The following is a 21,016-nucleotide window of genomic DNA, read 5'->3' on the forward strand; positions in this document are numbered from 1 at the left end:
GGAACATGCTCGGCGCGCTGATTTTACTGCCGGCGCTGGCGAGTTTTTTACTGAAACGCAGCCAGCCGCACTGAGGAGCAAACAGGATGTACAAGCAACTACTTATCCCGCTGGATGAAAGTCAGCTGTCAATGCAAGTGCTGGAGTCGGGGGTGCGCATGGCTGAAGTCCACGGTGCCCGACTGACATATATAAAGAGGAGTGCAACATGACCATGACCCCGGAAAACATTCATCAGGCAGCGCAGGATCTGCATCAAGCCTGGTTATCCAGAACCACTATTCCACCACTGTCGAAGCGCTACAGCGACATCAGCATGGACGACGCCTATCAGATCCAGACACTATTTGTTGATGCTATGAAAGCAGGCAAACACCAGGTTATTGGCAAAAAAGTGGGAGTTACCAGCCAGGCAGTGATGGATTTACTCGGTGTTTATCAACCGGATTTTGGTTATTTGCTCGACAACATGTGTGCCCAAAATAGGCAGGCAATCCAGCTCGATACCCTGATTCAACCAAAAGCCGAAGGCGAAATTGCCTTCGTCCTGAAAGACGACCTGATGGGGCCAGGAATTACCAATGCCGATGTGCTGGCGGCCACTCGCGGGGTTATGCCCTGTTTCGAGATTGTTGATTCCCGCATTACTAACTGGAAAATCGCCATCACCGATACCGTCGCCGACAACGCCTCCTGCGGACTGTTTGTCCTCGGCGATCAACTGACCAGCGCAGAAGGGCTGGATCTGGCGCTGGCTGGCATGGTGCTGGAAAAGAATGGCCAGATAGTCGCCACCGGTGCCGGAGCAGCAGCACTGGGCAGCCCGGTTAATGCAGTGACCTGGCTGGCCAATACGCTGGGGCAATTCGGTATTCCTTTAAAAGCCGGGGAAGTCATTCTTTCCGGTTCGCTTGCGACGATGGTGCCAGTGCAGCCCGGCGATTTCCTCAAGGTATCCATTGCCGGACTCGGCAGCTGCTCAGTCTGTTTTGAGTAATTTATTCCCTGTTTTTACTTTATATATCAAAGGTTAAACCATGAAAAAGATTCGTTGCGCCATTATCGGGCCAGGCAATATCGGCACCGATCTGCTCTACAAACTGCAACGCAGTGATTACCTGGAGCCGGTATGGATGGTCGGTATTGACCCAACCTCGGAAGGCCTGGATCGTGCCAGAACACTCGGATTACAGACCACCGCTGACGGTGTTGATGGCCTGCTGCCACATGTTGTCAGCGATAATATCCAGATCGCTTTTGATGCCACCAGTGCTTACGTTCATGCCGAAAACAGTCGCAAACTGAATGAACTGGGGGTACTGATGATTGACCTCACTCCGGCCGCTATTGGCCCCTATTGTGTGCCTCCGGTCAATCTGAATGAGCATATCGGCAGTGGCGCGATGAACGTCAACATGGTGACCTGTGGTGGCCAGGCGACAATCCCGATGGTAGCGGCGATTTCACGGGTTCAGGATGTGGATTACGGCGAAATTGTTGCCACGGTTTCCTCCCGATCAGTAGGCCCCGGCACCCGCAAGAATATCGACGAATTCACCCGCACCACTGCGGCTGCCGTCGTAAAGGTTGGAGGAGCCACCGAAGGCAAAGCCATCATTATTATCAATCCGGCGGAACCGCCGCTGATGATGCGCGACACCGTGCATTGCCTGACCCGTGAAACGCCAGATCAAGAAAAAATCAAAGCCTCTGTTCTTGCCATGATTGCCGAGGTACAGCGCTACGTCCCCGGTTATCGACTCGTGAACGGCCCGGTGTTTGATGGCAAGCGGGTATCGGTATTCCTTGAAGTGGAAGGTCTGGGTGACTTTTTACCCACCTACGCCGGTAACCTCGACATTATGACAGCCGCCGCCTGTCGCACTGCCGAGATGTTTGCTGAAGCCCTCAACCAATCCGCACCCTCAGCCCAATAATGTATTCAGGTATCCCGATATGACCATAAACACTCGTATTACCCTGCACGATATGACCCTGCGTGACGGCATGCACCCCAAACGTCACCAGATGAGCCTGGACCACATGCGCAGCATTGCCTGTGGTCTGGATGAGGCAGGCGTTCCGCTGATTGAAGTCACCCATGGGGATGGCCTTGGGGGCAGCTCGGTAAATTATGGCTTTCCGGCTCACACGGATGAGGAATACCTGGCCACCGTTGTCCCGCTGATGAAACAAGCCCGTATTTCCGCTCTGCTGTTGCCCGGTATTGGTACGGTTGATCACCTGACAATGGCCCATGATCTGGGTGTTTCGACGATTCGTGTCGCCACCCACTGCACCGAAGCCGACGTTTCCGAGCAACACATCACTCTTGCGCGCAAGCTGGAAATGGATACCGTCGGTTTTCTGATGATGGCCCACATGAACTCAGCCGCCGGGTTACTGGAGCAAGCGCGATTGATGGAGTCTTATGGTGCCAACTGCATCTACATCACCGATTCGGCGGGTCATTTGCTGCCAGAGGGCGTAAAAGAACGTATTCGTATGGTGCGCGAAGGCCTCAAGCCTGAAACCGAAATCGGCTTTCACGGCCATCACAATCTTGCCATGGGGGTTGCCAATTCCATTGCCGCCATTGAAGCCGGAGCCACCCGGATCGACGGCGCTGCCGCCGGGCTTGGAGCCGGGGCCGGTAATACCCCGCTCGAAGTGCTGGCTGCTGTGTGCGATATGATGTCGATTGAAACGGGGATTGACCTGTATAAACTGCAGGATGTCGCCGAAGATCTGGTGGTACCGATTATGGACTTCCCGATTCGTATCGATCGTGATGCCCTGACCCTGGGTTATGCCGGTGTCTATGGTTCTTTCCTGCTGTTCGCCAAACGCGCAGCCGCGAAGTATGGCCTGCAAGCCAGGGACATTCTGGTTGAAATGGGACGCCGGGGAATGGTCGGAGGACAGGAAGACATGATTGAAGACACAGCGCTGACACTGGCCCGGCAACGCTCCATGTAAACCGGCCTGTCCGGGACAAGGCGCGTCCCGGACAATGCTTATCAACGAGTCCTGCGGGCAAACTGACCATTCACCGCACCGGTTCTGCGAGCGCCGGGCTGATCTAACCACGCCCCAAGGATGCCTCAGCATGACAACCACCACCCCGCAGGATCGCCACGACGAACAACCGGAAGGTTCGATGTCTGCGCGCGTGTTCCCGGCTTCCAGCCAGACCCGCCACCTCAGTCTCAGGCCCGGATTCTTGCTGTACTGTGCCGCAGGTCAGATAACCTGGCTGCCACTGCAGCAGCCTGGTCCACTGATGATTCCAGCCGGATGCCCGGCCTGGCTGATGACCCTGGATCGCTCCTGTTTCTTCCACGCCATCCACAATAATCCGGAACTGGAACAGGCTTTACGGATACTTGAACAGCCGTTACAGATCGCCCTGAATGAAGATTCAAAGGTACTGGCATCCATTCAGAATGATATTGGCCGAATGCAGGATGAACTGTCACTGAATGCCCCTGGCTCCGGGGCGTTATTAATGTCACTGGTCACCCTGGTACTGGTGTATGTCTGGCGCGCAACCGGCACCGAAGCATTACTGCAACAGATAACCCACGACAGCAGCCGTATAGTCCAGCGTTTTCAGGTATTGCTGGAACAGAATTATCGACAACGCTGGACGGTATATCAGTATGCCGAAGCCATCGATGTCAGTACCCATCGTCTGTACGCGGGGTGCAAGCGTGAAACCGGCATGACCCCGGCGCAATTGATCCAGACACGAATTGTGCGCGAGGCTCGGATCTTGTTAAGCCGATCCGCCATGAGTATTGACCAGATCTCAAGTTGCCTGGGATTCAAGGACAGTTCTCACTTCAGCCATTTTTTCAAACGCCATGCCAGCGAGTCTCCCGGCCACTATCGAGCCAATCATCGCCCGTCAGCGACACCAAAGCCCCTCGAAGCAACAGAATTTACCCATTGGCCATAAAAAATTCTCCGAGTTGGCTCAAGTTACACCACAGCCTCAGGATATTGACAATAAATGGCAGGATTACGACATATCCAGCCCTGCCCTTCGGTGGTTTCATAAGCCTTTAATAACAATAACCATGCAATGGGTTCTGTCTGTACCGATTGCTCTGGAGGCTTTATGCAAACCACCCAACTCCTGATTAATGGCGAATATCTTGATGCCGCACAGGGAAAAACCTACGACTGCATTGACCCGATAACAGAGCAACCCGCCAGCCGGGCTGCCGCTGCCAGCAGCAAGGACGCCATTGCTGCAACAAACGCTGCAGCGGCCGCCTTTACCGACTGGGCCTTGACCGGCCCCGGCACCCGCCGCAGCATTCTGATGAAAGCGGCCGATATTCTGGAAGCCCGCAGCCAGGAGTTTGTTGCCGCCATGCAGGCAGAAACAGGTTCATCAGCGGTCTGGGCCGGGTTTAATTGCCATCTGGCAGCCGGACATATGCGTGAAGCTGCCGCGATGACCACATCCATTACCGGTGATGTTATCCCTTCCGACAAGGCCGGCAGTTTTGCCATGTCGGTAAAAGAACCTATTGGTGTTTGCCTCTGTATCGCCCCCTGGAATGCTCCGGTTATTCTGGGTGTGCGGGCCATAGCCATGCCGCTGGCCTGTGGTAATACCGTGATTTTCAAGGCATCGGAACTCTGCCCAAAAACCCATGCCCTGATCGCCGACGTGCTGGTCGAAGCCGGTTTGCCTGCCGGGGTTATCAATGTGATCACCAATGCGCCACAGGATGCCGCCGAGATTGTACGCACCCTGATTGAACAACCGTGTGTACGACATGTGAACTTTACCGGCTCTACCCGGGTTGGCCGCATTATTGCCGAACAGTGTGCCCGTCACCTCAAACGTCATGTACTGGAACTGGGTGGCAAGGCCCCTCTGCTGGTACTGGAAGATGCCGATCTGGATGCCGCCGTGAGTGCTGCCGCTTTTGGTGCCTTTATGAATCAGGGGCAGATTTGCATGTCGACAGAGCGTCTGATTGTGGATAACCGCATCGCGGACGAGTTTGTCCAGCGCTTGAAAACCAAGGTCGAAACACTTCTGGCTGGTAACCCTCGCGAAGGTAATTTCCCCCTGGGTGCCATGATCAGTGCCGACGCCGCCCGTCGGGTCAAAAATATGGTCGATGAGGCGGTGTCAAAAGGAGCGGTCAAGATTACGGGTGGCCAGATTCAAGGTGCCATCATGCAACCAACAATTATTGATCACGTTACGCCCGAGATTGCCCTGTACCGTGATGAATCGTTTGGCCCAGTGGTCAGTGTGATTCGTGTTAACAGCGAAGACGAAGCCATTACCGTCGCCAACGACACCGACTACGGTCTTTCTGCCGCCGTATTCAGCCGCGACATCAGCCGTGCCATGGCAGTCGCCCGCCGTATTCATTCCGGCATTTGTCATATCAATGGCTCAACGGTACACGACGAAGGACAAATGCCATTTGGCGGCGTCAAGGACAGTGGTTATGGTCGCTTCGGTGGCAAAGCCGGTATTAGCGAGTTTACAGAAACCCGCTGGCTGACGATCCAGAGCGGTACTCCGCATTATCCCATCTGACGATTACGTCAGGCACTGTTGGCCTTTTACCCGACAGTAGCAATCCCAATCAGGAAAGGCGGGCCACTGTGCCCGCCAAAAACAGGGATAAAGCCTGCCAGGCACCAATATAAAACAACAAATACCAACCCACTAAAATGAAAATATTCCTCGTCAACCGGGGTGATTCAATTCGTTAATCAGGCAACCGTCATATTAACGAACAACGTTTAACATTGGAGAATTCAAGACATGAAAACTGGAGTAAGGTATCGCATGCCGGTTGTATTTGGCCCATCAGTTAGCCCACGTCAACATCCGGATGGCAGACCATGGAAAATTGAAGAAACCGGCACCATGACACTTGAAACGGCCTCTATTCGTTACCGTACAGATGCCGAAAAACTTAAAGCGTTATTACCTCCTGGTTTTGAACTGCGTGGCGAACCGGTTATTACGCTTAATTACAGCTGGTTCAAGGATTTATACTGGCTGGCAGGACGTGGATACGGCGTAGTCATGCCAACCTTCCCGGTTACCTATTATGGTAAAGACGAAACTCTGGAAGGAAACTTCAACCCCTGTATCTGGGAAGGAAATCCCGACGCGATCATGACGGGGCGCGAAGAAATGGGCTTTGCCAAACTGTTCGCTGATATTCCAGCAACCGTTTGGCAAGAAAATGAAGGCACATTGTCAGGTGAAGCCTCCTGGTATGGACATACGTTCTTTGAACTGAATTTGAGTGGTATGAAAGAAGTCGGAGGCAAACCCAATCAGTCCATTATTGGCAACCCCAATATCTGGTTTAAATATATTCCCAAAACTGCCGTAAACGGAACTGGTGGCGGTGATGTTGCCTATGCCACCACCAATGCGCCAGCAGCCCATCCAGCGGCGGCATTTTCTCGCCCGGCTTTGGAAATCAGCAATTATCGTCGCTGGACTGCTGAACACGTCGATATCAAATGGCATCGTGCAACGTTTGAACAACTGCCACTGACCGCTCATATTGTTAACAAGCTGGCAGACCTTGAAATCCTTGAAGTAATTGATGTTGAAGTCAGCAGTTTTTCAATGCCCGGCATCGGTATTTCTGCAGATGAACTGCGTGCCATTGAGCCTAAAGATGAAAACAGCGTGAGTATTTTGCATCCCAGTACTGCCGAATAATTGATTTAAAGAGTCAAGTCATAAAGCCACGGCAGGCCGTGGCAGCCAGGAAGATACTGGAACCTCTGACGTTGACCACCAGAGGTTTTTCTTCCAATACCTATCTCAGTCAGCGACCAGTGCCTGTTGTCGTTCCGCGCTGGATTGTGCCGTTTGCAGGCTGCGAGCACGGTTGCGTAATTCCGTCAGAGCCGCCTTGGCATCAACACCTTTGGCGTTTGCCATCGTCAGCCAGTCGGTATCTATGCCTTTGGTCATGGCTTGATATTCATTCACCATGGCACCCCCAGCAGCAACATATTGGATATGAACGTGCTGATCCTTGGCCATGTTGATGCCATTTTTGTCCGATTGATCCCAGGCTTTGCCAGCCAGCGCCGACAGGCGTGCCCCGGATACCGCCCAGATAGCTTTGCGATCCCGAGGCTCGAGCGAATCGAGAAACTCTTCATTGGCAAAAATCGCAAAACTACCCATATACAAGCCGCCCGGCAGCAACGTCAGGTAGGGAGCCACTTCGGCAAGACGAAAGTCCTTCTGGCTGGCGGCTGGCATAAAGACACCATCAACGATGCCTTGTTGCAGCAGTTCGTATACTTTGGGGCCGGGTGCTGCAATCGGCGTGACGTCCAGACGTTCCGCCAAGGTTTGCTGAATACCACCACCCACGCGGATTTTCATCCCCCGCAGATCGGTAAGATGATTGATTGCGCGGGTGCTGTGAATCTGCCCCGGCCCATGGGTAAACAAGCCCAGTAGCGCCAGGCCGTCATGCTCTCCGGCTTTGGCCAGATATTTCTGATACACCTCCCAATAGGCTTGTGAAGCGGCTTCGGCATCGACGCCCAGGTTCGGTAACTCGACGACCTGGGTCAGCTGGAAGCGACCTGGCACATACCCATGATAGGCCCAGGCGGCATCGGCCACGCCATCTTCGACCAGATTAAAAAAGGTCGACTGATTACCAAGGCCGTATTCCAGTTTGACCTGTACCCGACCTTCGGTGGCTTCTTCAATCCATTTGGCCCAGGTTGGAAATACGATGCTGTTTTGGACATGCCCTGGCGGCCCGGCAGTAGCCACATGCATGATCACAGGTTCAGCCTGTGTCTGAGCGGCCAGGCCCAGTGCGGTGGCCGTGATGGCGGCCAGTAGCGAGGTTTGGATAATGTTTTTTATGAGGTTGCGCATCGGAGTACCCTTTTGATTTTGTTATTGGTTCAGGGAGTTGTGATTGTGTGGTTTTGCGGCGGTGACCAGAGCCTGATCAGGAAGCCACCGCAGCGGTTGCCAACGTGCGGGAATTACCGGCGTTGGGATCGTCAGGATCAACAGGGGCCACACACTGGCCCAGTGGTATTGCGGCGTCAGCCGCCTGTAACGGGTCGAGCAACTGACCGCTACCGATCAGTTTTTTTGCCTGCAGAAAATCCGCCGGGCGATTGACTGCATCACAGGCCAGCAAACGACCCTGACGTAAATACAGCCAACTGATTCCCGGCTTGCCTTTGGCCTGGCGCGTGATGAGCTGGTCGTAACCCTGCGACAGTCCGGCAATTTGCAAACGGGCGTCGTACTGGGTTGACCAGAACCAAGGCACCGCCGTCGGTGGTAGCGGACTCTGCGTTAACATCGCCGCAATAAGCTGACCCTGATGAGTGGCATTTTCTACCGACTCCAGTCGCAGCCGTTGTTGATACAGGGGATGCCGCCGATTGGCCCCATCACCAGCCGCAAAAATATTTGGATCGGAGGTCTGGCACTGTTCATTCACCAGTATGCCGTTGTCACATGCCAGCCCGGCAGACTGTGCCAAGCCGGTTTCAGGCTCAACCCCGACCCCGACGACCACCAGATCGGTTGCCAGCACGTCGCCAGACGCCAGCTGTATCGCTCGTACGTTGCCATGATCGTCAGCCAGCAGGTGCTGTAACGAGCTGTTCAGGCGCAGCTCGACACCCTGTTCGATGTGCATTTGCTGAAACCAGTGGGAGACCGGAGCAGCCACCACCCGACGTAACAAGCGCTCGCCAGATTCCAGCACACGGACGGCGACCCCTTGCTGGCGCGCCGTTGCCGCTACTTCCAGTCCGATAAACCCGCCACCAATCACCGTCAGCTGACGGGCATGTTGCAGCGCTTGCCTCAGAGCCTGCGACTGGCTCGCGGTTTTGAGGTAAAAGACCCCCTTCATCTCACTGACTGGCTGATCACCACCCGGCAGAGAAAGCTGGCGCAAACGGACACCGGTGGCCAACACCAGCGTATCCCACTCAAGCTTACAGCCGTTATACAGCTGCAGTTGATGCCTCTGACGGTCGACCGAGATCACACGACAGTCAGTAAGCCATTGCAGACCCAGGGTGCTCGTCATGGCTTGGCGTACCTCACTGGCGATCAGTGGCAGCTGATCGTCACCGACCTTGTGACTGAGGTAATCTTTCGAGAGCAACGGCCGGTTTACCGCCTCGGTGCTCTCGGCGGAGATCACCGTCACTTGCCAGTCGAAGCAGCCATTGCTGGTTTGCTTGTGTAACTGATTCAGCAAGGCAGCGGTAGCATGACCACCACCTACAATCAGCAATTTTTTCATACCCTCTCCTCAGCACTCGGCCGGCACAATGATCAGGGACAGGCCATCAAGGCTGGCATCCAGCCGTATCTGGCAGCTCAGTCGCGACTGGTCATTACGCACGTCCAGGGCATCCAGCAGGTTATGTTCTTCTGCGGGCATGGCTGGCAGCCGTTCCAGCCATTGCGGGGCAATATGGACATGGCAGGTTCCACATGCGGCACAGCCACCACAGATACCTTCGACACCGTCACTCTGATCCCGTAATACTTCCATCAACAGTGCACCATCGGCGGCTTCCAGCTGTTGCTGGCGACCTGATGCAGCGGTGACCTCAATCTGGATACTCATGACAACTCCTCGTTTATCCATCCTGTTTTTCAGCACAACGACAGCCGTCACGGCTCAGACCGGCACTGGAATATTGCCGACCGTCGCCGGTGCTGCGGGAGCCGTGGGGGCTGTCGATGACGCCGGGGCATCTGTCGTTATCAAGCCCTGCTCCTCGTTTGCACGACGCTTGATATAACGCCGCATGGCGACACTGGCTGCGTCTGACTTCACCGATATTTCGAAATAGTTGTCGTCCATTTCTGCCGCCATCAGTATTTCCTGTTGCTGCAAGCCCACCACGTCTTCCTGGAACGCGGCCATCAGCTGTTGGTGCATAAAGTCGGTGACGTCGCCTTCCTCCAACGCAAAGTTGCGGCCGTGAACAACAAAATAATGGGTTTCGGTCGCGGTTGATGGCGTCGGTATATGCGCCGTTTTGATACGTTGATCCGGGCGCTCTGATTCCGCCAGCGCCAGGTCGTAAAACTCGGCGTGGACGATATGCAGTGCCGGGGAGACAAAATCCGAGGTGGTAATTCGCGCCGCATCCTTGCCTTCCAGCCGGGTTGGTTTGGCCCAGACCGGTGGCAAGCGGGTCGGCATGACGTAGCGTTTCAGCCACATGCGGGTATCCGAGATCTGGACGTCAAAATCAGCGCGGGCGTAATCCGGTGTACCAAAGGTGTTGGCATGCAAAAAACTCAGGTGGGTCAGATCCAGCAAATTCTCATGCAGATAAACGTAGTTGGCTTTCAGATCCATATAGTCTTCCGACGTGACCCAGCCGTCTTCGAGCATCGGCATCTCCGGGATGGTGGCAGGATCTGCCTGTTCTGGCTGCCCCATCCAGATCCAGATAACCGGCCCCATTTCCACCAGTGGATAATGACGAATGGAAATACCGCCGCACGAGGCTTGGGATGGCACCTCTATCACCTCGCCCAGCTCGTTGTAACGCATACCGTGGTAGCCACACACCAGGTGATCGCCCACCAGGGTGCCCTTGTCGAGAGGGAATGAGCGATGGGCGCAACGGTTACTGAGTGCCACCGGGCCGCCATCCTGTTTGCGGTAAAACACCAGGGTTTTACCCAGAATAGTGCGAGCCAGCGGCTCGCGACTGACTTCCCGAGACAAGGCGGCAACGTACCATTCATTAAAAATAAACGGGGTGTCACGCCCGGCCAGGCTTTTTCCTGCCACTTGGGCAGCACGCTGAATACGTGTCAGAGTCATCACGGTCTCCTGTTGTTGTTATCAAACCGTTGCGAACAGGTTACGTCGGCCAGACGCTGACGACACTCACAAGATCTTGTGAGTTGATGCAGCCCAGCCAGGATCAGAGCAAAAGATAAACCGCGGAGGAAAGGCCAGAAGCCAGAAGAGAAAAACACCGGCGGGCCGGAAGTGGACGCAGTGAAATACAGTTTCTACTTGCCAGCTACACGCCAGCTACCACATAGTAAAAATATCAGGGGACGTTTTCGATGATTCAACCGAGCCAGCTGAGAGCCGGTTGGTTTCAGAACAAGGCATCAGGAACGCGGTTTAGCGAGCTCAGCAAGTGACGAATAACGCCGTGCTGGAAGTCACAGGTCTCAGCCCGAGGGGTCAGGGTCAAATAATTGAGAACACCCCCTAACTATCCGTTCAGAATAATAACAACACACTGGGGTAGTCGTATGAATCCGGCGCAATCCACCGATTTGCCGCTGACTGATCTGATTGGGTCACTCGGTGCCGACACGTTTGAATCGACATTGGTCAGCAGCCTGCGACGCCTGACCGGTGCCGATCATTGCCTGTTGATTTCTTTCCGGGCGAACAATAAACACCCGCTGACACTGTTTTCCACCGGTGCAATCTATCAACCGTTAGCACGGGAGTGCCGTCACCTGTATGACGAGTACTATTTTCAACGCGACCCCAACCTTGACTGGCTACGCCATCAAGCAGCCAGCGGGCAACCTCGTATTCGCCAGCAGAACGCGCGCGAGCTGGCCGATGGGGATTACCGTCATCAGCTGCTTGAGCGCTGTGGTATTGAGGAAAAGCTGGCGTTTATGTATCAGAACGATGGTCAGGCCTTGTGTCTTAACCTGTATCGACTGGCATCTGAACACTCGACCCGCCTCGACATGAGTTCGCTGGCTCAGCATGGTGAGTTGCTGGCCACCCTGTTGCAGCGTCATATCCAGCTGACTCGACAACATCGCATGGTGTTTGATCTGCCCTGGGTACGGGCACGTCTGGCAGCAGCCGTGGGTAAACAGCTGACCGCCCGCGAACTCGATGTCGGCTCTCGTATTGTGTTGGGTTACCGCTCCGACGCCATTGCTCTGGATCTGGGTATCAGTCCCAATACCGTGCTGACCCACCGCCGTAACCTGTACGACAAACTGGGCATCGGCACTCAGAATCAGCTGTTCGGCATGGTGATTGAAGGCAAATAAAGCCTCGGAATCCGCTATTCAGAAAACAACTCAAAAACGATATTTCTTAGCCAGATATTACCCGTATCCTGATGATAGCGACGATGCCAGAACACATTGATCTGCGCCGGAGGAATCGGCACCGGATGCGGCCGGGCCACCAACCCCAGGCTTTTTGATGTTTGTAACGCCAGTTTTTCGGTGACGGTCGCTACCAGATCCGTCGTGCTGACAATATAGGGAGCCGAAATAAAATGCGGCAGCCGCAACCTCACAATGCGTGAAATGCCACTCCGCATCAGCTGCTTTTCAACCCGGCCGTGGCCGGTGCCCTGAGCCTCGATGATAATATGCTGCGCCTCGGAAAAACGTTCCAGCGTCAGCTCACCATCTGCCAGTGCGTGGCCTGCCCGCATCAGACAGACATAGTCCTGATCAAACAGCCGCCGCTGATAAAACCCGCCTTCCAGTTGTGGTAGCAAGCCAATCGCCAGATCCACGCTTCCGCCTTCCATTTCTTCTTTCAACGGTCGGCCCGTATCTCTAACTGTCGTTAGTGATATATTGGGTGCGTGTATCGCCAAATAAGCCATCAGACGCGGCAGCAGGTACATCTCGCCCAGATCAGTCATCGACAGGCAAAACGCCCGTTCGCTCTGTATTGGGTCAAAACGTTCCTGATAATTCAGTCCATCCTGCAAGGTACTGAGTGCATACCCAATGGATTCGGCAATGGCATCGGCAAAGGGAGTCGGTCGCATCCCCCTGGAGGTACGCTCGAACAGCTCATCATTCAAGGTCTTGCGTAATCGGCCCAGAGCATTACTGACGGCGGGCTGCGACAGACCCAGTTGTTCTGCAACCGGGCCGGTTTTACGCTCCCGGTACATCAGCTGAAACACCAGCAGCAAATTAAGATCGATCTCTCGCAACTGAATCATCGGCTCCCCCTGTTATTCATATTGTGAAGATTGCTTATTCAGCCTATTAGCTGTCTCAATATCACGAGCCTCCCTATAGTGCAAAACAAGTTGAATACACGCTTGCGGAGCCATAATGGAAGTCCTGATAACACCAATCAATAAAACCGTCATCGCCGCAAATGGCAGCACTCTGCTGGATGTCTTACTTGCCAATGACATACCGGTCTCTTACAGCTGTTTGTCTGGCCGCTGCGGCACCTGTCGTTGCAAGGTAATTGAAGGCAATGTTCAGGGCCCTTCCGCCGCCGATGGCCGCTTGGCGTCCAGCGGGCGTTATGTGCTGGCCTGCCAGAGCCACGTCGAAAGTAATTGTGTGATCGAACTGCCGGAGATGGACGAGGTGGTGATTCACCCCACCAAAACCCTGAAAGGCACCGTGACGGCCTTTGAAACCTTGTCTCATAATGTCCGCCGTCTGCGTCTGCGTACCAACAAACCGCTGGATTATTCTCCGGGCCAATACGCCAACCTGCAATTCTGGCCAGAGGGTATCCGCGCCTATTCCATGGCCGGACTGGCCACTGATGATGAACTGGAATTTCATATTCGTGTTGTGCCTAACGGGCGTGTGACCAGCCAGTTGGATGAACGATTAAAACCCGGCAGCAGCGTGAAATTGAATGGCCCTTTGGGGGCTTCCTATCTGCGCCGCAAACACGCTGGCCCCATGCTCTGTGTGGCCAGCGGTACTGGTCTGGCACCGATTCTTTCCATTGTGCGCGGGGCACTGGAGTCTGGCATGGCCAACCCCGTCACCCTGCTGTTTGGCGCCCGCACCGAAGCCGATTTGTATGGCCTGAATTACCTTCAGACGCTGGCTGGCGACTACCCTAATTTCCACTATCGCATCTTGCTCAGCCATACGCCCGACACCTTGCAATACGAGTGCGGTCTGGTCACCGACCCCGTCATCAACGACTTTCCTGATTTGCAGGATTACCGCATTTACCTGGCCGGAGCGCCTGCCATGGTCGAAGCCGCCTCTCTGGCGTGCACCCGACGAGGTGCCAGCATCGACCGGATTTATGCCGATGCGTTTTACCCCAGCGGCGTGTAACGGCAGGCAACCTGAGCCCTGACCGGCTCGAACAAATGCCCGGCAATAACGCCCAGCGACAACCGAAAAAACACCAATAACGATAAACACCAATAACGATAAAAAGGTGAATACGATGAGTGAACAACAACGGATTCCTCTTACGCCCGCCTGGGATCAGGAGGACACCAGCCGCATCCCGTTCCGGGTCTATACCGACAGCGCGATTTACCAGCAGGAACTGGACAAACTGTTCTACCGCAATCACTGGTGCTATGTCGGACTTGCAGCAGAAATCCCCAACAGCGGCGATTTCAAGCGCACCGTTATTGGCGAACGCTCCGTCATTATGGTGCGCGCCGCCGATGACAGTATCCAGGTGATTGAAAACGTCTGCGCCCACCGGGGCATGCGCTTTTGTCGTGAAAAACAGGGCACGGCCAAAAGTTTTGTCTGCCCCTACCATCAGTGGAACTACGACCTTGCAGGCAACCTGCAAGGTGTGCCATTCCGCCGTGGCGTCAAGCAGGACGGCCAGGTCAAGGGCGGCATGCCTAACGATTTCAACCCCGCCAACCACAGTTTGACCCAGCTGCGAGTAGCCCAGCGTGGTGGCGTGGTCTTTGCGACGTTCGACCACGAAATGGAATCCTTTGAAGACTTCGTCGGCCCTGAAATGCTGCACTATTTCGACCGTATGTTTAATGGCCGCCAGTTAAAAATCCTGGGTTACAACAAACAGCGTATTCCAGGTAACTGGAAGCTGATGATGGAAAACATCAAGGATCCTTACCATCCGGGGCTGCTGCACACCTGGTTTGTGACCTTCGGACTGTGGCGTGCAGATAACCGCTCCGAACTGAAAATGGATCAGCACCATCGCCATGCCGCCATGATCTCGACCCGTGGTGAAGGCGGCAAAAATGCCTCGGTCACCGAAGGTGTCAGCAGCTTCAAGGAAAGCATGGCACTGAATGATCCACGCTTTCTCGATGTTGAAGCCGAACCCTGGTGGGACGGCCCGACCGCCGTCATGATGACCCTGTTCCCGAGTGTGATCCTGCAACAGCAGGTCAACAGCGTGACCACCCGCCACATCCAACCCCATGGCCATGATTCTTTTGATTTTGTCTGGACCCACTTCGGTTACGAAGATGACAGCGAAGCACTCACCCAACGCCGCCTGAGTCAGGCCAATCTGTTTGGCCCGGCCGGTTTTGTATCTGCCGACGATGGCGAGGTTATCGAGTTTTCCCAGCAAGGTTTTGAGCAAAAACCGTTTCACCGCTCACTGGCGGAATTGGGAGGACGCGAGGTGGCCGACACCGATCATATGGTCTCCGAGACTCTGATCCGGGGAATGTATCAGTACTGGCGCAAGATGATGGAGCTGTAATCATGTCTATTGAAACCTACCTGCAAGTCAGCGAACTGCACCAGGACTACGCCGCCGCCGTGGATGCCCAAGACTGGGAGCGCTGGATCAATATATTCACCGATGACTGCGTCTACCGCGTTCAGTCACGGGAAAATTTCGACCGGGGCATGCCCATGGCGGCGCTGTCGCTGGATAGCAAAGGCATGCTGAAAGACCGGATCTACGGCATCACCGAAACCATTTTCCACGATCCTTATATGCAACGCCATGTGGTGTCCGCAGCGCGCATCCTCCGCCAGGATCGCGAAGTCATCGAGGCCGAAGCCAGCTATGCCGTGTTCCGTACCAAATACGACGGCATCGCCGAGGTATTCAACGTCGGTCGTTATATCGATCGTCTGATCCAGACAGAAGACGGCCTGCGTATTCAATCAAGAATCTGTGTGTTTGATAACGACATGATTCTGAACTCCCTGATTTATCCGATTTGAGGTGCTTATGACGGATTCCTGGATCAGCGTCAGCGCGCTGGATGACATTCCCGACGACGACGTGATTGGTGTCAGCGTTAACGGCCATCCGATCGCGCTCTACAAAATGGATGGCGAAGTCTTCGCTACCGATAACGTCTGTACCCATGGCCAGGCCTTGCTCAGTGACGGTTTTCTGGAAGATGGGGAAATCGAATGCCCGTTACATCAGGGCAAGTTCTGCATCAAGACCGGTAAGGCCATGTGCCTGCCACTGACCGATGACATCCAGACCTACGTCACTCGGGTGGAGGACGATCAGGTTTTTCTGCGGCTTGGCTAACACCCGGCCCAGGTACTCACAGCGCTTATATAACAATAAAGAAACACCGGAGAATAATAATGAAAACACATACCCTGTCACTGCTCACCGGCATCACACTCAGCCTGTGTTCATCCCTGAGTTCAGCCCAGATGATGTCGTTTGCATCACCGCCTCAGGGTTCCGTCTGGAACACCATGAGCACGTCCATCGCGAACATTGCCCGCTCGAAAAATAATATGAATGCCGTGGTGCAGCCGTTCAGCGGTAACCGCGCCATGATGGATTCGGTCGATCAGGGGCTGGCTGAGTTTGCCATCAACGACGTCAATGATGTGATTGTGGCCGCCAATGGCATGGCCGACTACCGCGACCGGGAACGGCCCAACCTGCGGTTAGCCATGCGCATCAGCCCCCAACCCATCGGTATTTTTGTGCGCAAGGACTCCGGTATCAACTCGATCAAGGATCTGACCGGCAAGCGGGTCGCCGCAGGCTGGAATGCCTTCCCGCTGGGTCGTTCGCATATGTCTGCCATGCTGGCAACCAGTGGGCTGGAATGGAGCGATGTCGAACAGGTGCTGGTACCGGATTTGATTCGGGCGGCCGACGCCCTGTCTTCTGGCCGTATTGATGCCACGTACTTCGCGGTTGGAGGCCCCAAGGTTGCTGAGGTGGATGCCTCGGTCGGCGGCGTCAAATTTGTTCCGGTAGCCAGCGATGAAATTGCCGCCGCTGCCATGGAAGCCATACGCCCGGCGTTCTATTTTTCCGCAGTAACCCCTGCCCCGCACCTTGTTGGTGTCGACGCCCCCATGCAAATGGTGACCTGGGATAACGTGCTGGTTGTCGGTGCCCATGTAGACGATGAAAAGGTATACCAGATGGTGAAAACCGTGCTGGAAAGCAAACCGGAACTGATCAAGCTGTTCCCCGGCTTCCGTACCCTGTCGACCGATGAACCTTACAAGGTCTATCCCGGCCTGGCTTATCACCCCGGTGCCATCCGTTACTTCAAGGAAAAGGGCCTGTGGCATGAATAACTCCCTGAGCCATGATCTGTTGGAGACACAACATGAGTGAGTCATCGACCGTTCATCAACCCACCCTGGTGGAGTCCGCTGGGCGTAAACAGATCCGTACCCTGCTGGGGACACTGATTACACTGGCCGCCATTGCCTACGCCGCAGATCTGTTCAGCCGACTGGGTCTGGCCATTTATACCGAGCAATATCTGGCGGTGATTCTCGGCATCAGCCTGGCGCTGGTATTTCTGAAGCCACAGGCCAATCCGCTACGACGCGGGTTTGATACCGCACTGGGGCTGATCGGCCTTGGAGCCGGGCTGTACCTGTCGGTGCAGTACCCCTGGCTGGTCGAGCGGCAACTGGATATGCCACTCTCCGCGCTGATTCTGTCGGTGACTTTTCTGCTACTGGTGATGGAAGGTTTACGCCGGGTCGTTGGCATCACCTTAGTGATTGTCGTGGCCACCTTTCTGGCCTTCGCACTGCTGGGGCATCATCTGGCTGGCCCGCTGCAAACCCGCAATGTCGAATTCGACCGCCTGGTGGTCTACCTCGGGCTGGATACCAACGGCATGCTGGGTTTGACACTGGCCGTGGCCGCTACCATTGTCATTGGCTTTGTCTTATTCGGACAACTACTGCTGCGCTCCGGTGGTGCCGATTTTTTTAATGATCTGGCACTCTGCCTGATGGGCCGCTCACGTGGAGGTTCCGGCAAGATCGCCACCATAGCCTCCGCCTTGTTTGGCTCTATCTCGGGGGTGGTGGTCTCCAATATTGTCGCGACCGGTGTCGTCACCATTCGCATGATGAAGCAGGGCGGTTTCAAACCACAAACCGCCGCCGCAATAGAAACGGTTGCCTCCACTGGAGGCCAGATTATGCCGCCAGTGATGGGGGCTGTTGCCTTCCTGATGGCCGAGTTCCTGCAAATCAGCTACGCCGACGTCGTACTGGCTGCGCTGGTGCCAGCGATTCTGTACTACGCGGCGCTGTTTATTCAGGTTGATCTGGAAGCCGCCAAAGAAGGCATCGCCAAGGTTGACCCGGCGCTGATCCCGCAACGGAATGAGGTACTGCGTAATGGCTGGATTTTTGTGGTGCCTTTTGCGGCGGTCGTGGGGGCGTTGTTCTTCTTTAATCTGCGACCCGAAACCGCTGCGCTCTGGGGTGCACTGGGTGCGCTGATCGTCGGCGTTAGCCGTGGCTACAAAGGCAAACGGATGGGCATCAGCGACATCCGCGCAGCCCTGGCAGAAACAGGCCACTCCATCGTCGACATCATCATGATTGGCGCTGCCGCCGGATTTATTATCGGCATTCTGAACGTCACCGGACTCGGCTTCGGACTCACCTACTTCCTGGTACAGCTGGGCGAAGGTAACCTCTTCCTGCTGCTACTGATCTCGGCGCTGGTCTGTATTGTGCTGGGCATGGGGATGCCAACCGTAGGAGTGTATCTGCTCCTGGCCGTATTAGTGGCTCCCTCATTGATTCAGGTTGGCGTTGAACCGATCGCCGCCCACCTGTTTATCTTCTACATGGGCATGATGTCGATGATTACCCCACCGATTGCGATTGGTGCCTTCTTCGCCGCCAGCATCGCCGGAGCGGATCCCATCAAAACAGCCTTTACCTCCATGCGTCTGGGCTGGACGGCCTACATTGTGCCCTTCCTGTTTGTCACCACACCGGCCCTGCTGCTACTGGGAGACACGGGCGATATCGTCATCGCCATCAGCACCACGCTGGCAGGGGTATGGGCTATTTCCGTCGGTTTTGTCGGCTACTTTGGCCAGCGGCTAGGCAGCCTGCAACGCTTTGGCTTTATCGCCAGTGGTGCGCTGCTCCTGTTCCCCGCCATGGGCAGCACCAGCCTGTTGATTGCCACCCGAGTAACCGCACTGGTTTTGTTGGTTATCCTGTTACTGACAGCAAGCCTGTGCCGCACAAGGGCACAGCCGTCATCAGGAAGCTGATAACCCCTGTTCATAACATCCGGTTTTGGCCTTCCGGGTGTTATGTCCTGATCCCTTGCTGCACTCGCAGCAAGGGATCACCCAGCCAGTGACACACCCCGAACCGGATACCTGATCAGCTCATAGACTTCATCTATGATCCATAGCGAATAGAGCGGCATGGAGAGTAATACACCGCTCCGCCTGAATAATTTCCTATCGGGAGTTATGGGGTCACCTATTTAATCCGGTGCCCGCTCTGGGCTTTCGGATGGGGTCGAATCACGAAGCCGGTTTGCCCTGATCACCGGCAACACTCGCGCAGAGTCGTGCAGGATTAAATATATGTCCCCTTATGAGTAATTATGCGCGCTCTGAACGCTTTGTGCGGTTTTCTGAGAGTGTTCTGATCAACAAAACCGTACGAAGCCAAAAAAGATTGAAAAGCGCTTTCGGGTTATCGACCGTGATCCGCCAACACAGCTTGTTAGGATGGAGGAACCGACAATAAAAGGGGTCTGATGCAGATCCCACGGGAGCGTATTATGAGTTCTGCAACACCTTTTGACCCACGCCAGTTCCGCCGCGCACTGGGTAACTTCGCTTGTGGTGTCACCATTGTTACGGCGATCGATGCGGATGGAAACAAGGTTGGCGTCACCGCCAACAGCTTCAATTCGGTATCGCTGGATCCACCGCTGATTCTTTGGAGCCTCGACAAACGCTCCAGTGCCTGGGAGACCTTTCAGGCCGCACAGCATTTCACTGTCAACATTTTAGCTTCTAATCAAATCGAGCTGTCCAACGGCTTCGCTCGCCCGGCGGATGATAAATATGCCGGTATCAGTTTCCGCCAGGGTTTTGGTGGAGCTCCGGTATTTGATGGTTGCTCTGGCAACTTCCAGTGCAGCTTGTTCGAGCATATTGATGCCGGTGATCACTGGATTCTGATCGGCAAAGTTGAGGTTTTTGAAGACTTTGGCCGAGCACCTCTGCTTTATCATCAGGGCGGATACGCCATGGTGATACCTCATCCCCAGGGGGCAAAACCAAACCAGGATCCAGCCGCTCCGGCCCCTTACCTGCTCGACACCCGTCTGGGCGAAAACGTTTTTTATCTGATGATCCAGGCTGTCAATGCCAGTCACCCTCGCTTTGTCCAGGAGCAACAGAAACTGGGCCTGCACAACATCGAATCACGCCTGTTGATGGTGCTGGAGAGTGCGCCAGATGCAAATTTGCAAACTGCTATCTCGATGCCGCCCACAGAAGTGGAATTTCGCCGTATTTGTGACGGTGAGAACCGCTTCCATCAGGGCCTGCCTTTCAAATTACGAATGACCAGCAAAGCGTCCAACTCAGCAGGTCTACAACTGGCAGACCTGGTAGCTCGGCCCATTGGAAGACACATACTAAACCCGGAGCAAGAGAATCGTGCTTTTGATGTGCTAAATCTGCGAAGGTGGCAGAGGATGCGTCGGAACCGACTATGAAGATTGGGGATTGAAGCGTTTTCCAGAGCCCAGACGCCGACCGGGAACCCCCAATCCATTTGCGATGAGGTATCGTATCCACCAACGAATATCTCAAGGCATTTTAGTGCCTTTATAAGTAAACGCTCAAACAACCCCATCTACCGATTTAAATAACGGCCGATTTCATATTCTCAGGCAGCAGTTTTTCGATGTCTTCCACGGTTTCGCATAACGGCAACTGGGCAAACACTCTCCGTAAATACGCGTAAGGCTCCAGGTCGTTCGCTTTGGCGGTTTCTATC

20 protein-coding genes are annotated in these 21,016 nt (G+C 54.7%); 14 read left to right on the plus strand and 6 right to left on the minus strand.

The window, feature by feature from the left end; all coding sequences use genetic code 11:
- The first annotated feature begins 208 nt into the window (after nucleotides 1-208).
- The 6 genes from dmpE (at nucleotide 209) to WG929_RS20005 (ending at nucleotide 6,727) form a co-directional block, all read left to right on the plus strand.
- A complete protein-coding gene (gene dmpE, locus WG929_RS19980; RefSeq protein WP_416207481.1) occupies nucleotides 209-997 on the plus strand; it encodes a 2-oxopent-4-enoate hydratase in 789 nt (262 codons plus the stop codon).
- A 40-nt stretch (nucleotides 998-1,037) separates the two neighbouring features.
- Entirely contained in the window at nucleotides 1,038-1,937 is a 900-nt protein-coding gene (locus WG929_RS19985; protein WP_416207482.1) for an acetaldehyde dehydrogenase (acetylating), read from the plus strand.
- A 19-nt stretch (nucleotides 1,938-1,956) separates the two neighbouring features.
- Nucleotides 1,957-2,979, plus strand: coding sequence for a 4-hydroxy-2-oxovalerate aldolase (gene dmpG / locus WG929_RS19990; protein ID WP_369856665.1), 1,023 nt, complete (start codon nucleotides 1,957-1,959; stop codon nucleotides 2,977-2,979).
- A gap of 130 nt (nucleotides 2,980-3,109) precedes the next feature.
- Nucleotides 3,110-3,961, plus strand: coding sequence for a helix-turn-helix transcriptional regulator (locus WG929_RS19995; protein ID WP_416207483.1), 852 nt, complete (start codon nucleotides 3,110-3,112; stop codon nucleotides 3,959-3,961).
- Nucleotides 3,962-4,123: 162 nt separating this feature from the next.
- Entirely contained in the window at nucleotides 4,124-5,575 is a 1,452-nt protein-coding gene (locus tag WG929_RS20000) for an aldehyde dehydrogenase (protein ID WP_416207484.1), read from the plus strand.
- 231 nt (nucleotides 5,576-5,806) lie between these two features.
- Entirely contained in the window at nucleotides 5,807-6,727 is a 921-nt protein-coding gene (locus WG929_RS20005) for an acetoacetate decarboxylase family protein (RefSeq protein WP_416207485.1), read from the plus strand.
- A gap of 105 nt (nucleotides 6,728-6,832) precedes the next feature.
- Here the strand turns inward: WG929_RS20005 and WG929_RS20010 are convergent, their stop codons facing one another.
- The 4 genes from WG929_RS20010 to WG929_RS20025 all read right to left on the minus strand — a co-directional run bounded on the left by WG929_RS20010 (nucleotide 6,833) and on the right by WG929_RS20025 (nucleotide 10,868).
- Entirely contained in the window at nucleotides 6,833-7,918 is a 1,086-nt protein-coding gene (locus WG929_RS20010) for a TRAP transporter substrate-binding protein (RefSeq protein WP_416207486.1), read from the minus strand.
- A 76-nt stretch (nucleotides 7,919-7,994) separates the two neighbouring features.
- Nucleotides 7,995-9,320 carry an NAD(P)/FAD-dependent oxidoreductase gene (locus WG929_RS20015; protein WP_416207487.1) on the minus strand — a complete coding sequence of 442 codons (1,326 nt, stop codon included), beginning with the start codon at nucleotides 9,318-9,320 and terminating at the stop codon, nucleotides 7,995-7,997.
- Nucleotides 9,321-9,329: 9 nt separating this feature from the next.
- The gene (locus tag WG929_RS20020) at nucleotides 9,330-9,650 is read right to left on the minus strand and encodes a 2Fe-2S iron-sulfur cluster-binding protein (protein WP_416207488.1); all 321 of its coding nucleotides are present in this window, start codon (nucleotides 9,648-9,650) and stop codon (nucleotides 9,330-9,332) included.
- 54 nt (nucleotides 9,651-9,704) lie between these two features.
- On the minus strand, nucleotides 9,705-10,868 hold the full coding sequence (locus WG929_RS20025) for a Rieske 2Fe-2S domain-containing protein (RefSeq protein ID WP_416207489.1): 1,164 nt from the start codon (nucleotides 10,866-10,868) through the stop codon (nucleotides 9,705-9,707).
- Between the two features lie 446 nt (nucleotides 10,869-11,314).
- On the opposite strand from WG929_RS20025, the gene WG929_RS20030 reads away from it, so the two are divergent.
- Nucleotides 11,315-12,085 carry a helix-turn-helix transcriptional regulator gene (locus tag WG929_RS20030; protein ID WP_369856657.1) on the plus strand — a complete coding sequence of 257 codons (771 nt, stop codon included), beginning with the start codon at nucleotides 11,315-11,317 and terminating at the stop codon, nucleotides 12,083-12,085.
- 14 nt (nucleotides 12,086-12,099) lie between these two features.
- Here WG929_RS20030 and WG929_RS20035 read toward each other — a convergent pair whose 3' ends face one another.
- Nucleotides 12,100-13,005: a LysR family transcriptional regulator gene (locus tag WG929_RS20035; protein ID WP_369856656.1), complete on the minus strand. Its 906-nt coding sequence runs from the start codon at nucleotides 13,003-13,005 to the stop codon at nucleotides 12,100-12,102.
- A gap of 115 nt (nucleotides 13,006-13,120) precedes the next feature.
- Here WG929_RS20035 and WG929_RS20040 point away from each other — a divergent pair, with 115 nt between their 5' ends.
- The 7 genes from WG929_RS20040 (at nucleotide 13,121) to WG929_RS20070 (ending at nucleotide 20,732) form a co-directional block, all read left to right on the plus strand.
- On the plus strand, nucleotides 13,121-14,104 hold the full coding sequence (locus WG929_RS20040; RefSeq protein ID WP_369856655.1) for a 2Fe-2S iron-sulfur cluster-binding protein: 984 nt from the start codon (nucleotides 13,121-13,123) through the stop codon (nucleotides 14,102-14,104).
- Between the two features lie 115 nt (nucleotides 14,105-14,219).
- Nucleotides 14,220-15,479, plus strand: coding sequence for an aromatic ring-hydroxylating dioxygenase subunit alpha (locus WG929_RS20045; protein ID WP_416207490.1), 1,260 nt, complete (start codon nucleotides 14,220-14,222; stop codon nucleotides 15,477-15,479).
- Between the two features lie 2 nt (nucleotides 15,480-15,481).
- Nucleotides 15,482-15,952 (plus strand): aromatic-ring-hydroxylating dioxygenase subunit beta, encoded by a 471-nt coding sequence (locus WG929_RS20050; protein WP_369856653.1) that lies wholly within the window; start codon nucleotides 15,482-15,484, stop codon nucleotides 15,950-15,952.
- Between the two features lie 7 nt (nucleotides 15,953-15,959).
- Complete coding sequence (locus WG929_RS20055) at nucleotides 15,960-16,274, plus strand: non-heme iron oxygenase ferredoxin subunit (RefSeq protein WP_416207491.1); 315 nt, start codon at nucleotides 15,960-15,962, stop codon at nucleotides 16,272-16,274.
- Nucleotides 16,275-16,333: 59 nt separating this feature from the next.
- Nucleotides 16,334-17,296, plus strand: coding sequence for a TAXI family TRAP transporter solute-binding subunit (locus WG929_RS20060; RefSeq protein WP_416207492.1), 963 nt, complete (start codon nucleotides 16,334-16,336; stop codon nucleotides 17,294-17,296).
- A 32-nt stretch (nucleotides 17,297-17,328) separates the two neighbouring features.
- Nucleotides 17,329-19,260: a TRAP transporter permease gene (locus WG929_RS20065; RefSeq protein ID WP_416207493.1), complete on the plus strand. Its 1,932-nt coding sequence runs from the start codon at nucleotides 17,329-17,331 to the stop codon at nucleotides 19,258-19,260.
- 524 nt (nucleotides 19,261-19,784) lie between these two features.
- A complete protein-coding gene (locus tag WG929_RS20070; protein WP_416207494.1) occupies nucleotides 19,785-20,732 on the plus strand; it encodes a flavin reductase family protein in 948 nt (315 codons plus the stop codon).
- A 148-nt stretch (nucleotides 20,733-20,880) separates the two neighbouring features.
- On the opposite strand, the gene WG929_RS20075 is transcribed toward WG929_RS20070, so the two are convergent.
- Nucleotides 20,881-21,015 (minus strand): transposase domain-containing protein, encoded by a 135-nt coding sequence (locus tag WG929_RS20075; RefSeq protein WP_416207495.1) that lies wholly within the window; start codon nucleotides 21,013-21,015, stop codon nucleotides 20,881-20,883.
- Nucleotide 21,016 lies beyond the last annotated feature (1 nt).

Source organism: Oceanobacter antarcticus (genome assembly GCF_044962685.1).
Classification (GTDB): domain Bacteria; phylum Pseudomonadota; class Gammaproteobacteria; order Pseudomonadales; family Oceanobacteraceae; genus Oceanobacter; species Oceanobacter antarcticus.